Consider the following 14,997-nt stretch of genomic DNA (forward strand, 5'->3'; position numbering starts at 1 on the left):
TGGCTCTATGACCGGAAATAAAAAATCCGCCCAAGCCTCAGTCGAGGCCATGTATCGCGTCTTTACGGTGCCAGAAGCGCCGGAATCCACGCTGAGCCGCATCGACCAAAACATCTCCCGGAACCTCGCCGGCTTCCTCCAGGAACACATCGTTGCCGTCGAACGGGACCTGTCTGACGTAGAAAAGAATTTCGCCGATTCTGCCATCCCGGAAAAGCCGGTTTTTGTTTCCGAGCAAGCCCAGTTCCTGCTCGACAAACTGGTGGCGAACTCCGTACACACCGCATCCCCGGCCTTCATCGGACACATGACCTCAGCGCTGCCCTACTTCATGCTGCCGCTGTCCAAGATCATGATTGCCCTGAACCAGAACCTGGTCAAAACCGAAACCTCCAAAGCGTTCACGCCGATGGAACGCCAGGTATTGGGGATGATTCACCGGCTGGTATACGACCAAGACGGCTCCTTCTACCGGAAATGGATGCACAGCCCCCGCCACTCACTGGGCGCCATGTGCTCTGGCGGAACCGTCGCCAACCTGACCGCCCTCTGGGTTGCCCGCAACCGCGCCTTCCCTGCCGAAGGCAGTTTCCGCGGCCTACACGAAGAAGGGCTGTTCAGAGCACTGAAATACTACGGCTACGAAGGCGCTGCCATCGTGGTTTCAAAGCGCGGCCACTATTCCCTGCGCAAAGCTGCCGATGTCCTGGGCCTGGGCCGGGACGCGCTGGTGGCAGTCGAAACCGACGACAACAACTGCATTCAAACCGACGCACTGCGCGACAAGTGCCTCGAACTGCAAAAGCAGAAAATCAAAGTTATGGCGATCTGTGGCGTTGCTGGCACCACCGAAACCGGTAACGTTGACCCCCTCGATGCCATGTCTGATATCGCCCGGGAGTTCGGCGCACATTTCCACGTTGATGCCGCCTGGGGTGGACCTACTCTGTTCTCTCGCACCTACCGCGGCCTGTTGCGCGGCATCGAAAAGGCTGACTCGGTCACCTTTGATGCCCACAAGCAACTTTATGTGCCGATGGGCGTGGGCCTGGTGGTGTTCAAAGACCCTAGCCTCGCCAGTGCGGTTGAGCATCATGCCCAGTACATCATCCGGAAGGGCTCGCGGGATCTCGGCAGCACCACCCTCGAAGGATCACGCCCGGGCATGTCGATGCTGATTCATTCCGGCCTGAAAATTCTGGCCCGGGAAGGGTATGAAATCCTGATTGATCAGGGCATCGAAAAAGCCAAGCTCTTCGCGGAAATGATTACCAAAGAGCCGGACTTCGAGTTGGTCACCGAACCCGAACTGAACATTCTGACTTACCGGTACTGCCCGGACATCGTGCAAAAAGCCTTGGCGGTAGCCGACGAGCTGCAAGCCGAGAAAATGAACAGTTGCCTGAACCGCGTCACCAAGTTTATCCAGAAAACGCAACGGGAACACGGTAAAGCCTTCGTCTCCCGGACCCGGCTGGAACCGGCGCGCTACTACCGTTTTCCCTGCATAGTATTCCGGGTAGTGCTGGCCAACCCATTGACCACACCCGAAATTTTGGAAGACATTCTCAAAGAACAAAAGGAACTGTCGAGCTCAGAAGGTATTGCCGACGAGATCGACATTCTGCACCAAATGGCGAATGCCGTTCTGAAGCCGGCTCAAGCTAAAATCAGAGGTAAGGTATAAAACGACAAGCTGTCAGGAACGGTACCTGACAGCCTTTTCCGGGCGAACCGGGGAGGGAATCAATACAGCGCGTCTTCGTCGTCCAGCACTTCGTGCAAGATCTCCAGAAACATCTTATCCGCATCACTCCACGCTTCCGGTATACGGATCGTTGTATTAGCGCTGATCTCCCGAGCGATCAACTCATCAGCATCGGCTTGGCCTTTATACTTGCGGGCGATGTCCACCGACTTTACCGCAATGGTTGGATCACTCAGAACTTTCTTGATGAAAACTCTCAGCTCCCCAATCATCTTTGCCTGATGACTTTCAACAGATGAACTCATTCCTGACTCCCGAAAGTAAATAGCGGCGGAGTTAACAAACCGGCTCCGCCAACGTTTCGCCTATAGTATGGCCAAAGCGCGAGGCACTAACCAGCCCCGCCAGCCATCAGACCATCATGCCCCGCAGTGCAAAGAACAGGAAGGCTGCCATCAAGGCAGATGCGGGCACAGTGATAATCCACGCGGCCGCAATGCGGGTCAGATGCGAGCGCTTCACCATTTCTTCTTTGTAGATCTTCTTCAGACGCTTACGCTCGGATTTAGACAGCGGCACCTGCTGTTTTTTCTTCTTCGCGCGCTTCAGCAAACTTTCCATCTCTTCGAGTGTGGCATTGCGGAAGTCATCCAGGAACGGCTTCAGGCGCTCCTGCTCGGCCGGTTCGTGGGCGTCGATAATTTTGTGCAGCTGGGTCGCATAATTGGACTTCAGATACTCCCGCAGGAAGCCCACACCGAATACGCCACCGATGGCTATATGGGTCGAGCTTACGGGGAGCCCCAGCTGGGATGCGAGAATAACCGTCAGCGCAGCAGACAACGCAATACAGAAGGCTCGAGTCTTATCGAGTTCGGTAATCTCGCTGCCCACGGTCTTGATCAGGCGAGGACCGAACAGCATCAAACCGACCGCCAGCCCGAGAGCACCCACCAGCATTACCCAAAGCGGGATGCTGGCCGACGTTACTACTCCGCCACCGGCCTGAATGGCATCGTTAATGGCAGCCAGAGGGCCAATCGCGTTGGCCACGTCGTTGGCACCGTGCGCAAAGCTGAGCAAGGCAGCAGCGCAAATCAGCGGCCAGGTGAACAACATGTTCACGCCGTCAGTGCTGTTCTCCATGGTCGCAGCACGACGGCTTACCAAATTCCGCATGGCAAAGAAAACGGCGGCGGCCACCGCCAGACCGATCAAGGAGGCATCAACAATATCGACTTTTACAATTTTCTTGACGCCTTTGACCATCAGATAGGTGGTGAAAGCCCACGCCATGATCGAAACCAGCCAGGGGACAAACGTCCGCGCTGATGACACCAGATTCTGACGATACAGAACGGTTTTGTTGATGAGGAATAAAAACAGCGCCGCTAACATTCCGCCCAACACCGGCGAAATAACCCAGCTGGCGGCAATTTTGCCCATCACCGCCCAGTCCGCGATCTGCCAGCCTCCAGCCGCGATACCCGCGCCCAGAACACCACCTACAATCGAGTGGGTGGTGGACACCGGAGCGCCCATCCAGGTGGCAAGATTCAACCAGAGCGCACCCGCCAATAACGCTGCGGTCATCAGCCAGACAAAAGAGCGAGGATCGTCCAGCGTGGTCGGATCTATGATGCCACCCTTGATGGTGGATACCACATCACCACCTGCAATCAGAGCACCCGCCGCTTCGAAAATAGCGGCCAGAATAACCGCGGCCCCCAGTGATAACGCGCCGGAGCCCACCGCAGGGCCCACATTATTGGCAACATCGTTGGCACCAATGTTGATAGCCATATAGCCACCGATCACTGCGGCGGCCATCAGCAACATGCCGTTGGGCAGGTCATGGCTGAACGACCCTACCAGCAACCAAATACCGAGCAGAAAAAGCAAACTTAAGCCAACACGGTACCTTTCGGTGGTTGGGCTGCTAAGAAGACTATCCAGATAACCGCTGGAACTTGCCATAAGCGCTATGCTCTCTTTTACGTTAACCATTATGAGTTTGACAGATCATCTGGCGCGCACTATAAAATTTTTGCCTCAAAAATGAAACAAAAGTGAGATTCCGGTCACCCTTCACATTGTAGCCAAGTGCACCTCCAATCTTTGGCAATTTTGGCGCATACTGGCGAAAAATGTGTCAATAAGAACAACACAAATGCATGACAACCTAACACTTAGCCAAGCGCTCTCAACCGAGCACGAAGAGCAGCAGGTATCTCGCCTGCTGTCCGCCGTATCCGTGATGGCTATCCTGTTTTTGTTTGGCATTGGCGCTAAAGCCTGGCACTCCGGTGACTCTACTCACGGCGTAATCCTTTGGTTATTTAGCGTACCCATTATTCTGAACATGCTCTGGTTCGCTCGCACGGGTAACCGACGCACCCAGAAAACCGGCTTGCTCACCTTTGTCGCCCTTTTACTGTCGTACCTTGTAGCCACGGGCGGAGAAAGCAGTACCGGCCCGCTATGGTTTTACGCCTTACCGCCGCTGCTGTTCTTTCTAACGAGCCTGAAAACCGGAACAGCTGTTCTGCTGTTTTGTTACCTCGCGGCATTGATCGTGTTTCAGTTTCCCGATCTGCCCGGCATCACCGCGGAGTACAACAATGACTTCAAAATTCGCTTCTTCGCCACACTGACCTTTGAATCTTTTTTCTGTTTTGTTCTCGAAGCGACGCGCCAGTCAGCGCGGAACAAACTGGTGAGCTTCGCGCAAGCCCACGAACATGCCGCCCGCACAGACGAATTGACGGGGCTAGCCAACCGACGGGAAATGTTGAACCGGTTAAACGCGGAATTTTCACGCTACCAAAGAGCTGGACATCATTTTTCCATCGCTCTGATCGACCTGGACCTGTTCAAACAGGTCAACGACAACCACGGCCACGATGCGGGAGACAAGGTACTTCAACGCTTTGCAGAGGTGACCCGCGGCGTTACACGCCAAACCGACCTTGCAGCCCGCTGGGGTGGCGAAGAGTTCATGTTGTTATTACCAGACACCACCTTGCTTCAGGCCCTCGCCCTAGCCGAGCGCCTGAGATCCGAGATTGCAAACACCTCATTTACCCATAACGGTGCCTCGGTGCCAGTGACACTCAGCGCAGGTGTTTGCTCCATCTCAAACGCATCCTCAATCAACGAGCTGCTCAAACAGGTCGATGTGCAGCTGTATACCGCCAAAGGCAGCGGCAGAAACCAGATTTCGCCTCGGGTTCGCAGCCAGCACAAAGCCCTGACCTCATCGACTTGAGTGCAACCTTCACGGCCGCTATGATCTCGTCAGCAAGTATGACCCACACTCTCAGGCGAAGGCAGAACCATGGCAGCAATCCGCATCCTAACCGGCAGCGTCTACGGCGGGGCGTTACAGACCGCGAAGACCATCAAGGACACCTTGGAGCCAGAAGGATACAAAGTGTCCGTTCTGGAAAACCCCAATCTTGAAGACATAACCGCCAATGACGATGCTCTTCTGGTCTGCACCTCGACCACCGGACAAGGCGAACTGCCCCCCAACCTGCTGCCGTTTTATATCGAGCTCAAAGACCAGCTGCCTCAGCAGCCTGGCCGGCCGTTCGGCATCATCGTGCTCGGCGACAGCTCCTACGGCGACACCTTCTGCGGTGCCGGCGATTTAATGGAAGAAGCGCTGTACGAAACCTGTGCGCGTAAAGTAGGTGACACGCTTAAAATCGATGCTCTGGAAACCCTGGAGCCGGAAACCGAAGCCTTGGAATGGGCCAGGCAGTGGGCAAAAGAAATCTGACCCGCTAATGGAACAGCATCAAATCACGACACTTTCCGCCTTGAGCCGCCATCCGCTAGCGTTCATACTCGGTGCACAACGACAAGAATGATAAGAGCTGCAACGCGTGAAATTACCGAACTCGGCACAATGTTTGGCCATTCTGCTGTTAGTGCTGGCGACCTCGTCCTCAGCATTCGCAGCCAAAGCGCCTTATATTCCGGAGATGGACTACGTCCGCCTGGCACCCGACGCCGAGGTCACGGCATCAAGAATCCTTGAAACAGGGCGCTGGCAGCGGCTGCCGGAAAAAACGGCCAACTTTGGCTACACGCAGGATCAAATTTGGCTGCGGTTCACGGTATCCAACCCCGCCAGCACCCAACTGGTCGAAATCAGCTACCCCGCCCTCGACCACATCGATTTGTACGTCTTTGAAAACGGCGAGCTGATCCAAAAAGAAAGCACAGGCGATCAAAACCTGTTCGCTGAAAGAGCCGTGCAGCACCCTCTGTTCCTGTTTCCCCTTCAGTTGCAAGCCGAAGGTCACTACACCATTCTGGTCCGGGCGCAAACACAAGGGGCAATGCAAATCCCCCTCAAACTGTGGGATCGCCAACAATACTTCGAACATGCTTCCATTGAAACCCAACTGCACGCCGGTTATTACGGCATACTGCTAACCGTCATTTGCTTCAACTTGTTTGTCTTTCTCGCACTGCGAGAACCGGTTTACTTGCTGTACGTGCTGTCGACATTAGGCTATCTGATCCTGATTGCCAGTCTGAACGGCAGCACCTACCAGCTCCTGTGGCCCCGCAGCCCCGACATCCAGAGCGTTGCAATGGCGGTGGTCGTGCCACTTGCCGTCGCCTTCTCATGCATGTTCTCCGCGGTGTTTCTGCGGCTGAAACAATCCAGCCCGTTCCTGAACCGAATCCTGATGCTGGTCATCGGAGTGAATCTCGGGCTGGCCGCGTACAGCTTATTTGGCGACTACAGCACCGCAATCCGGCTGGATGTGGCCTTTGCGATCCCCAGCTGCCTGTTCCTGACCATTCTCGGGCCTATTCAGTGGTACAAAGGCAACCCGCAAGCGTCTTACTACACGCTGGCCTGGGGAGCGCTTACCTTGGGCAGCGCAATCACTGGCGCCAACAAAATGGGCTTCATCCCCAACAGTTTTCTCACCGCCTATGGCATGCAAATCGGCTCTGTTCTGGAAGCCCTGCTGCTGAACCTGGCGTTGGCCTCACGGCTCTACCATGAGCGGCAAGATAAGCTCACCGCCAGAGATGCCGAAATCAAGGCGCTGGAAGCTCGACGCTCCGCGGAATTGAAGTTGATGGATCAAGCCCTGCATTACCCGCTTACCGGACTGCCGAACCGCAGCAGTTTCGAAATGCTCCTGAACGAGCTGATCCACAGCAACCCCGGTAAACGCTATGGCGTTGTGCTGCTGCATCTTAATAATCTGGACCCGGTCACCAAGACCCTGGGCCATCGCAATACCGATGCCATCCTGATGAGAGCATCAAAGCATTTCAATGCCGTGGCACGCGACGTACCCGGCGCACAAATACTCGAGACCAACAGCAACGCCAACTTTTATCTGGCCCACTTCGACCCACAAACCTTCGCCTGTATCGTTGACGCCAACCAAACGGCCGCCACCCAACGCAAGTTGATCCAAAGCCTCGACGAGATTCGATGGCCAATCGAGTTTCTCGGCATGGAAGTGCCACTTGAGCCTCGCATCGGCATCGCGGTGCATCCGGAAAATGGCAACGACGCCAATACCCTGATCCGGCGGGCAGCCATTGCCGAAGGCTCTGGCCGGGCCATCGAGCGCGGTCTGGCCTTCTATAAGCCGTCTCGTGACTCCTACAGCGCCGACCGCCTGACGCTGGTATCAGAACTCCGCCATGCCATCGACAACGACGAGCTGGCGCTGCATTTACAGCCCAAGCTGGCATTGAAAACCCGAGAGATCATCGGTTTTGAAGCGCTGCTGCGCTGGCGGGGCCGGGAACAAAGCGTATTCGCCGATGAAATTATTGCCGTCGCCGAACAGAGCGGGCTGATCAAGCCGCTGACACGGTGGGTGATATCCGAAGCGTTGAAGATGAGAGGGAGCCTTGTCGATCTTGGCTCTGCGGCCAGTATCGCTGTGAATATTTCACCGAATAACCTGCGGGAACCGGATTTTGCGCTGTTCGTACGTCAGCAAATGGAGAATAACCCCTCGCATCTGGGCGCAATCATTTTTGAAGTCACAGAAACCTCGATGATGCAGGATCCGGCCAACTCCCTGAAAGCCCTGAATTCACTCAATAAAGCAGGCATTCCTCTGTCCATTGACGATTTCGGCTCGGGCTACTCGTCGCTGTCTTACATCAAGCAGTTGCCGGCCAGTGAAATAAAGATTGACCGCTCACTGATCACCGACTTATCAGACCGGAAAGAAGACCGAGTGATCGTCCAAACCACCATCAGCATGTGCCACAACCTGGGCTACACCGTTGTTGCCGAAGGGGTCGAGGACGAAGCCACTCTCAACCTGCTGGCAGAAATGGGCTGCGACCAGGTTCAGGGCTACTTCCTGACCCGGCCGTTGCCGTTTGACAAGATGGTTGAATGGCTAGCCGATCAGCCTTGCCGGTCGCGGATCAGTGCTTCCTGAGTGGTGGATGCCACCAGCACCCCCTCTCTGGTATAGAAATTACCGCGATTGAAACCACGCCCCGCTGAAGAGCTCGGGCTGTCTTTGTCGTACAACAGCCACTCATCCATTCGAAAATCCCGGTGAAACCAGATTGAATGATCGAGGCTCGCCACCTGCATATTCTTGTTCATGAACGAACGACCATGAGGTGCCATCGAGGTACCCAGGAAGCTGAAATCCGAGGCATAGGTCAGCAGGCAGCGTTGCAATACCGGATCGTCCGGCAGAGGCCCGGCGGCGCGGAACCAGTTCTGCCGGTATGGCGGCCGTTTCTGAGGGTTGAACGGATCATCCGGGTTGACCGGACGTATTTCAATGGGGCGATCACGAGTGAGCATGTCGCGAATTTTTTCCGGCACCTGATCGGCAATCATCTTGCCCAGGTCCTGTTCGGAGCGAAGCGTCTCTGGCGCGGGCGCATCGGGCATCTCGAACTGGTGACTCAAACCCTCTTCAGCGGTCTGAAAAGACATGGAGCCAGTTAGAATCTCCTTCCCGTCCTGGCGGGCAATAACCCGGCGCACAGCAAAAGAACCGCCATCCCGAACCCTCTGAACTTCGTAGTCGATGGGCATACGGTGGTTACCAGGGCGCAGGAAATACGCGTGCAACGAGTGGCAAAGCCGGTCTTCAACGGTGCGGCTCGCCGCCATCAGCGCCTGCCCCAGAACCTGTCCGCCAAAAACATGGGGAAACCCCAAGTCTTCACTGTCACCTTGGAAATGGTCGTCTCCGATTGGAGACAAATCCAGCAATTCCACCAGTTTTTTGGTTACTTCCAGCATGCCCGCTCCTGTCACGTCATTCGAGAGCTTTTCGTAGCTCCTTAGCTTACGAATAGTTTTCTACCTCAGGCGCAGGCTTTACGCAATAATAATCGGGAAAAGAAGCGCTCCCGCCTTGCCCCGGCACCTGAGCAACCGCTCCCCTATTCCGGATGGATGGGCGGCACCTGTTTCGCCAAAGCCTGTTTCTCAACGGCAAACCGCCCGGTCACCGCAAACCCGAGAATATCGCCCGAAACAGCCTTGAACACGGCTTTCACATCGGAACCCTCTTGCTCGACCTGCCACTCACCTTCCGCGTCTTTTGGCGGTGGACACACGGCTGTCGGGCAGCACGGTGTTTTGATCATGATCGGCATGGTGCCATAACGCACTTCCGTGCGCTGGCCCGTAAGGGTTTTCGCCAACGCCCGCGCACTCGCCATCAAGGGCAGAACGTACAACAAAACCTGGCCGTCTACCTCGGCGCAGTCTCCCAGCGAAAACACGTTCGCCGCCGAGGTTTCCAGCGCACGATTCACCGTGATGCCGCGGCCAACGTTCAAGCCGGCTGCTTTCGCCAATTCAACACGAGGGCGAAGACCCACGGCGGAGACCACCAAATCCGCGTCCAAGGTTTCCCCGTTGCCGAGGGTTAAGCGAACGCCCTGCGCCTGACGATCCACGCGCTCAACCACAGTTCCCAAATGGAAACGTGCACCCAACTCGGTCAGTTCATGCTGGACCGCTTTTGCTGCGGCCGCTGGCAGCAAACTGGGCATAACGTTCGCGTCCGGAGCAATCACATCGACCTCGTACCCGCCATTGCGCAGATCGTTGGCAAATTCGCAGCCAATCAAACCAGCGCCCATAATGGCGACGCGTTTGCCACCGTGCAGGGCTTTTCGAAACGCGCGATAATCGACAAGGTCGTTGATCGAGTAGATGTGCTCCGGACCATTGCCCTCAATGCCCAAGCGAATCACATCTGCGCCCCAGGCCAGCACCAATTTGCCATAGGCCAGGCGCTCGTCGCCCAGAACCAGCTCCTGACTCGCGGTATCAATACCGGTCACGGTAGTGAACGTACGCACGGTAACATTCAGCTGTTCCGACATGGCTGCTGTTTCGGCCTGAGCCAAACCATCGGCATCTTTGCCTTTGGTGAACCCTGTCGAAAGCATCGGTTTGGAATAACTCACGCCGTCATCGGCGGTGATCATAATGACTGGCGTGTCTTTATCGAGCTTGCGCAGCTCTTTCACCAACGAATACCCGGCAAGTCCGGTTCCGACGATGACAATGGGCGCTGGGTGTGACATGGCTGTGCTCCGTCTATCAGCTGATTTCGATCATCTCGAAGTCTTCCTTACCCACGCCACAGTCCGGGCATTCCCAATCGTCTGGCACATCTTCCCAAAGGGTTCCGGGCTCGATACCGTCTTCCGGCCAGCCTTCCGCTTCATCGTAAATCAGCCCACAAACCACACACTGCCACTTTTTCATAATCGCTCCTCAAGCAAACCATCTCGAAAATTTTGTCCGACAATACAGCAATGATCAATAATTTCAAGCGAGCAGGCACACCAGTATTATCTCGGCCTGAAAACAGCCGTCATCATAACCGCCTCATCCACCCCGACCAATGCCGGATCCGACGCGCTCCGCCACTTTACCGGCCAATAGCTGAAATTACACATAGCGATCATGGTATCCGCTCTCCCTTCGGGCGTCTCGGTTCGGTATAATCTGCCGTTTTGAGACAGGACCGACCGTTATGACCGATACCGTCGCCGAAATGAACCAAGTCATGGCTGAAGCTGACTGCCTGGTGAATGACCAACAAGTCAGTGCAGCGATCGACAAAATGGCGAAAGAGATTACTGATCGCCTGAAAGACAGCAACCCGCTGTTGTTTTGTGTCATGAATGGTGGCCTTATCCTGACAGGCCAATTGCTGCCCAGGCTTAAATTCCCCGTTCAAGCCGAGTATCTGCACGCCACTCGTTACCGGCAGGAAACCACCGGGGGCATCCTGGAATGGAAACTTCAACCCGAAGCCGACATGAAAGACCGCACCGTGCTGATCGTTGACGACATTCTGGATGAAGGCACCACGCTGTGTGCAATCGCCGATTACTGCAAAGCTCACGGTGCCAGCGAAGTTCTGACCGCCGTACTGGTCGATAAAGACCACAACCGCAAGGCCAAACCCGATCTGAAAGCCGATTTCACCGGGCTGTCGGTCGAGGACCGCTTCCTGTTCGGCTACGGCATGGACTACAAAGGGTACTGGCGTAACGCCCCCGGTATTTATGCTGTCAAAGGACTTTGATTCAGCTCCCGGGTTAACCATCCCCCCTACCCATTGGTATCGATCACTGGCGGCTGCCGGACTCCATAACCCGGATGTTCATGGCCCGGCTCGCCATTGGTTACAGGTTGAAGGCTCGTTTACCAAAGCGCTGCAGAAAAAATGCCGCTCCAGCTTTCAGGTAGACGTTATCCGGGAAGGGTTCGCCGAGCCGTCTGACGAAGAAGCTCGGCGGTTATCCATTCCCCGCCGACAAAAGGCCTGGATCCGGGAAGTCCAGCTGTGCGGTGATGGCGCCCCCTGGGTGCTCGCTCGCACCATCATCCCCGTCAGCTGTCTGGAAGGCCGTGGCCGGCGCCTGCTGAATCTTGGCAACAAACCCTTGGGCGCCTACCTGTTCAGCAGTCCGGATTGGGTGCGAGGCCCACTGGAAACCGGCTTGTGCAACCCCGAACACGCCAACCATCCACAATTGGCCCGCCGCTCGCTTTTCCATTGTGGCCAAACCGCACTCATGGTCTGTGAGTTTCTTTTACCCAACCTGTACCTGACCGATCATCCGCTTTAACCGGCACCGTTCTGGTGGCTATAATCAGGCTTTCACCTCTACGCCCGACGAACGGATGACCACCACCATGTTGCAGAATGCTCTGCCTGAGCACGTTCATGCGCGCTTAACCGATTACGCCAAGCTACTTCGTATCGATCGCCCCATTGGCACGTTATTGCTGCTGTGGCCAACCTATTGGGCCCTGTGGCTGGCCGGCGATGGCAGCCCCTCGGTCGCCAACATCCTTATTTTCACGCTTGGCGTGTTCATGATGCGAGCCGCCGGTTGTGCGATTAACGATTTTGCCGACCGGGAATGGGACCGGCACGTAGAACGCACGCAAGACCGCCCCCTGACCACGGGCCGTATCCAGGCCTGGGAGGCCGTGGCGCTGTTCGGCGGATTGTGCCTGGTGTCGTTCCTGATGGTCGTGCTGTTCACCAATTCGCTGACCCTGTATCTGTCGTTTGGCGGCGCAATTCTGGCGTTCATTTACCCGTTCATGAAACGCTATACCCACCTACCCCAGCTCTTTCTGGGCGCGGCCTTTAGCTGGGCCATCCCGATGGCATGGGCCGCCGAGGCGAATGAACTCAGCCAACTCACCTGGCTACTGTTCACTGCAAACGTGCTCTGGACCGTAGCCTACGACACGTTTTACGCCATGGTGGATCGTGATGACGATCTGAAGGTGGGCATCAAATCGACCGCGGTACTGTTTGGTGATGCCGACCGTGCCATTCTCGCAGTGCTCCAGACACTGGTCGTTATGGTGCTGATTCTGGTTGGCAATCAGGCAGGCCTCGGCAGCTTTTATTATTTAGGCTTGGTAGCCATGGCCTGTTTATTCGTTTATCAACAGTATCTGGCGAAGGATCGCGCCCGGGACGGCTGCTTCAAGGCGTTCTTGAATAACAATTGGGCGGGGCTCGCTGTATTTGCCGGGTTGGTTCTGGATTTAGCGCTGTAACCAGCCACGGCTGTCATAAACTTGTAACGAAGGCGCGCTGTAATAGGCAAGTAACAATACTAGGAGGCGAAAAACGGACTCCGCTGCTTGATACAGGTTGAAGCTCATGATTGGAAAGACTGTGCTGATTGTTGACGACGAAGCGTCAATCCGTGAAATGATTGCCGTCGCGCTGGAGATGGCCGACTACAATTGCCTGGAGGCTGCCGATGCCCTCGAAGCCCATACCCTGATCGTCGACAAACAGCCCGACTTGATTCTGCTGGATTGGATGCTGCCCGGCACCAGCGGGGTGGAACTTGCCCGACGCTTGAAAAAGGACGAGGCCACCGCCGACATTCCCATCATCATGCTCACGGCAAAGGTGGAGGAAGACAACAAAATTCAAGGGCTCGAAGTCGGTGCCGACGACTACATCACCAAGCCGTTCAGCCCCCGGGAACTGGTGGCTCGCCTTAAGGCCGTGTTACGCAGAGCGACCCCCGCCGGCGTAGACAGTCCGATTGATGTTGATGGCCTCATACTGGACCCGGTCAGCCACCGGGTTTCGACACCGACAGGCCCCCTCAACATCGGACCAACGGAGTACCGCTTACTCCAGTTTTTCATGACCCACCAAGAACGGGTGTATACCCGTACACAACTGTTGGATCAGGTCTGGGGCGGCAACGTTTATGTTGAGGAGCGTACCGTTGATGTCCACATCCGGCGGTTGCGCAAAGCACTTGGCTCTGACTACGATCATCTGGTACAAACCGTTCGCGGTGCAGGCTACCGTTTTTCGACCAAGGCGGCCTGAATCGTGCGACGTTCCCACTCATCAGAAGCACCACTGCCAGGCAGGTATTGATGCGGTATAACTGGTCCCGATATTTACGCCTGATTTTAGCGGGCATCACCGGAACCACGCTGATTGGCTGGTACTTTGGCGTTCCCCTGTACGGGCTGCTTACCGGACTAACGCTCTATTTATGGTGGACGTTGTTACAGGCCCGCCGCCTTTACCAGTGGCTGGGAAACCCCAGCGCGTCTGACGAACCACCCCAAAGCATCGGCATGTGGGGACATATTTTCGACAGCCTGCACAAACTGCATCAAGGTCACCTGAGCAAACAGGACACTCTGCGTTCACGCATTAATCGGGTACAAGATTCCACCAACTCCATGCGTGAAGGCGTGATCATGACCAACACCAAGGGTGAAATGGAGTGGTGGAACGATGCCGCCGAATATCTGTTGGGTTTCAGGCGCAGCACTGACCGAGGCCAGTACATACAGAACCTGATTCGATCCCCGGCCTTCAAGACCTACTTCGAAGCCCGAAACTACGCCGAGCCCCTGGAGCTGAATTCGCCTGCCAAGCCGCACATTCATCTGGAATTCCAGATTAATCAGTTCGGCGATGATGACCGATTAATCGTGGCGAAAGATGTCACCCGTTTGTTCCAACTCGAGCAAATGCGTCGTGATTTTATCGGGAACGTCTCGCACGAAATGCGCACTCCGCTAACGGTGATCAGCGGCTATCTGGAAACCCTCGTCGATCACGTCGAGGAGCTGCCGCCGAAGTGGCGTCGGGCGATCCACACCATGCAGACGCAATCGTCCCGGATGGAGGCACTGATTACCGACCTGATCCTGCTATCCAAGATTGAAACCGGCGAACATACCGTCGATCAGGTGCCCACCGATGTTGAGGTGATGCTCAACCAGATCCGCAACGATGCCAAAGCACTCAGTGGCGAGAAGGGCCACCAGATCGACATCCAAATCACCGACCAGCGTCTGCTTCAGGGCGACAGCAGTCAGCTTCGGAGCGCTTTCTCGAACCTTATCTTCAACGCGGTGAAATACACACCCGCGGGCGGTCAAATTACAGTGATATGGACCACCAACCGGGACGGGGCTCACTTGACGGTCAAGGACACCGGCATCGGAATTGATCCGGTGCATATCCCCCGGCTGACGGAACGTTTTTATCGTGCTGACCCCAGCCGGCATCAGGGTACTGGCGGCACCGGCCTTGGGCTAGCCATCGTCAAACACGTTCTGATCAATCACGATGGCCATCTGGAAATTCAAAGCAACCTCGGTGAGGGCAGCAGATTCATCTGCCACTTCCCCAAGGAGCGCTTGGTTGAGCGCCCACCCGAGAACACGGTGGGTTAAACGGCGCCTAACCGGCCCCACCCCCATTAAACAA

At 55.8% G+C, this 14,997-nt stretch carries 14 protein-coding genes; 9 read left to right on the forward strand and 5 right to left on the reverse strand.

Features of this window, described 5'->3' with window-relative positions; translation table 11 throughout:
- The first annotated feature begins 7 nt into the window (after nucleotides 1-7).
- Nucleotides 8-1,687: a pyridoxal-dependent aspartate 1-decarboxylase PanP gene (gene panP, locus Q9245_RS07435; RefSeq protein ID WP_305896532.1), complete on the forward strand. Its 1,680-nt coding sequence runs from the start codon at nucleotides 8-10 to the stop codon at nucleotides 1,685-1,687.
- Between the two features lie 59 nt (nucleotides 1,688-1,746).
- Here panP and Q9245_RS07440 read toward each other — a convergent pair whose 3' ends face one another.
- Complete coding sequence (locus Q9245_RS07440; RefSeq protein WP_305896533.1) at nucleotides 1,747-2,013, reverse strand: hypothetical protein; 267 nt, start codon at nucleotides 2,011-2,013, stop codon at nucleotides 1,747-1,749.
- Nucleotides 2,014-2,119: 106 nt separating this feature from the next.
- Complete coding sequence (locus Q9245_RS07445) at nucleotides 2,120-3,685, reverse strand: inorganic phosphate transporter (RefSeq protein ID WP_305896534.1); 1,566 nt, start codon at nucleotides 3,683-3,685, stop codon at nucleotides 2,120-2,122.
- Nucleotides 3,686-3,878: 193 nt separating this feature from the next.
- Between Q9245_RS07445 and Q9245_RS07450 the strand changes: the two genes are divergently transcribed.
- The 3 genes from Q9245_RS07450 (at nucleotide 3,879) to Q9245_RS07460 (ending at nucleotide 8,154) form a co-directional block, all read left to right on the forward strand.
- Entirely contained in the window at nucleotides 3,879-4,976 is a 1,098-nt protein-coding gene (locus tag Q9245_RS07450) for a GGDEF domain-containing protein (protein WP_305896535.1), read from the forward strand.
- A gap of 69 nt (nucleotides 4,977-5,045) precedes the next feature.
- Nucleotides 5,046-5,492 (forward strand): flavodoxin, encoded by a 447-nt coding sequence (locus Q9245_RS07455; protein WP_305896536.1) that lies wholly within the window; start codon nucleotides 5,046-5,048, stop codon nucleotides 5,490-5,492.
- 106 nt (nucleotides 5,493-5,598) lie between these two features.
- Nucleotides 5,599-8,154: an EAL domain-containing protein gene (locus Q9245_RS07460; protein WP_305896537.1), complete on the forward strand. Its 2,556-nt coding sequence runs from the start codon at nucleotides 5,599-5,601 to the stop codon at nucleotides 8,152-8,154.
- Here the strand turns inward: Q9245_RS07460 and Q9245_RS07465 are convergent.
- The 3 genes from Q9245_RS07465 to Q9245_RS07475 form a co-directional block, all read right to left on the reverse strand.
- Nucleotides 8,121-8,981: an acyl-CoA thioesterase II gene (locus tag Q9245_RS07465; protein ID WP_305896538.1), complete on the reverse strand. Its 861-nt coding sequence runs from the start codon at nucleotides 8,979-8,981 to the stop codon at nucleotides 8,121-8,123. The genes Q9245_RS07460 and Q9245_RS07465 overlap by 34 nt on opposite strands.
- Nucleotides 8,982-9,124: 143 nt before the next feature.
- On the reverse strand, nucleotides 9,125-10,282 hold the full coding sequence (locus tag Q9245_RS07470; protein ID WP_305896539.1) for an FAD-dependent oxidoreductase: 1,158 nt from the start codon (nucleotides 10,280-10,282) through the stop codon (nucleotides 9,125-9,127).
- A gap of 16 nt (nucleotides 10,283-10,298) precedes the next feature.
- Entirely contained in the window at nucleotides 10,299-10,466 is a 168-nt protein-coding gene (locus tag Q9245_RS07475; protein ID WP_114335399.1) for a rubredoxin, read from the reverse strand.
- A gap of 271 nt (nucleotides 10,467-10,737) precedes the next feature.
- On the opposite strand from Q9245_RS07475, the gene Q9245_RS07480 reads away from it, so the two are divergent.
- From Q9245_RS07480 to phoR, 5 genes are all read left to right on the forward strand, one after another.
- Entirely contained in the window at nucleotides 10,738-11,295 is a 558-nt protein-coding gene (locus tag Q9245_RS07480) for a hypoxanthine-guanine phosphoribosyltransferase (RefSeq protein WP_305896540.1), read from the forward strand.
- Nucleotides 11,276-11,842, forward strand: a complete 567-nt coding sequence (locus Q9245_RS07485) for a chorismate lyase (protein WP_305896541.1) — start codon at nucleotides 11,276-11,278, stop codon at nucleotides 11,840-11,842. Before Q9245_RS07480 ends, Q9245_RS07485 begins: the two co-directional genes overlap by 20 nt.
- A 67-nt stretch (nucleotides 11,843-11,909) precedes the next feature.
- Nucleotides 11,910-12,794: a 4-hydroxybenzoate octaprenyltransferase gene (gene ubiA / locus Q9245_RS07490; RefSeq protein WP_371824791.1), complete on the forward strand. Its 885-nt coding sequence runs from the start codon at nucleotides 11,910-11,912 to the stop codon at nucleotides 12,792-12,794.
- 106 nt (nucleotides 12,795-12,900) lie between these two features.
- The gene (phoB, locus tag Q9245_RS07495; RefSeq protein ID WP_305896543.1) at nucleotides 12,901-13,593 is read left to right on the forward strand and encodes a phosphate regulon transcriptional regulator PhoB; all 693 of its coding nucleotides are present in this window, start codon (nucleotides 12,901-12,903) and stop codon (nucleotides 13,591-13,593) included.
- 50 nt (nucleotides 13,594-13,643) lie between these two features.
- Nucleotides 13,644-14,963: a phosphate regulon sensor histidine kinase PhoR gene (gene phoR / locus Q9245_RS07500; RefSeq protein ID WP_305896544.1), complete on the forward strand. Its 1,320-nt coding sequence runs from the start codon at nucleotides 13,644-13,646 to the stop codon at nucleotides 14,961-14,963.
- Nucleotides 14,964-14,997 lie beyond the last annotated feature (34 nt).

The organism is Marinobacter sp. MDS2, from assembly GCF_030718085.1.
GTDB lineage: Bacteria > Pseudomonadota > Gammaproteobacteria > Pseudomonadales > Oleiphilaceae > Marinobacter.

Coding starts and splice junctions, on each gene's coding strand:
- panP (WP_305896532.1), top strand. CDS start 8: ATGACCGGAAATAAAAAATCCGCCCAAGCCTCAGTCGAGGCCATGTAT.
- Q9245_RS07440 (WP_305896533.1), bottom strand. CDS start 2,013: ATGAGTTCATCTGTTGAAAGTCATCAGGCAAAGATGATTGGGGAGCTG.
- Q9245_RS07445 (WP_305896534.1), bottom strand. CDS start 3,685: ATGGCAAGTTCCAGCGGTTATCTGGATAGTCTTCTTAGCAGCCCAACC.
- Q9245_RS07450 (WP_305896535.1), top strand. CDS start 3,879: ATGCATGACAACCTAACACTTAGCCAAGCGCTCTCAACCGAGCACGAA.
- Q9245_RS07455 (WP_305896536.1), top strand. CDS start 5,046: ATGGCAGCAATCCGCATCCTAACCGGCAGCGTCTACGGCGGGGCGTTA.
- Q9245_RS07465 (WP_305896538.1), bottom strand. CDS start 8,981: ATGCTGGAAGTAACCAAAAAACTGGTGGAATTGCTGGATTTGTCTCCA.
- Q9245_RS07470 (WP_305896539.1), bottom strand. CDS start 10,282: ATGTCACACCCAGCGCCCATTGTCATCGTCGGAACCGGACTTGCCGGG.
- Q9245_RS07475 (WP_114335399.1), bottom strand. CDS start 10,466: ATGAAAAAGTGGCAGTGTGTGGTTTGTGGGCTGATTTACGATGAAGCG.
- Q9245_RS07480 (WP_305896540.1), top strand. CDS start 10,738: ATGACCGATACCGTCGCCGAAATGAACCAAGTCATGGCTGAAGCTGAC.
- Q9245_RS07485 (WP_305896541.1), top strand. CDS start 11,276: ATGCTGTCAAAGGACTTTGATTCAGCTCCCGGGTTAACCATCCCCCCT.
- ubiA (WP_371824791.1), top strand. CDS start 11,910: ATGTTGCAGAATGCTCTGCCTGAGCACGTTCATGCGCGCTTAACCGAT.
- phoB (WP_305896543.1), top strand. CDS start 12,901: ATGATTGGAAAGACTGTGCTGATTGTTGACGACGAAGCGTCAATCCGT.
- phoR (WP_305896544.1), top strand. CDS start 13,644: ATGCGGTATAACTGGTCCCGATATTTACGCCTGATTTTAGCGGGCATC.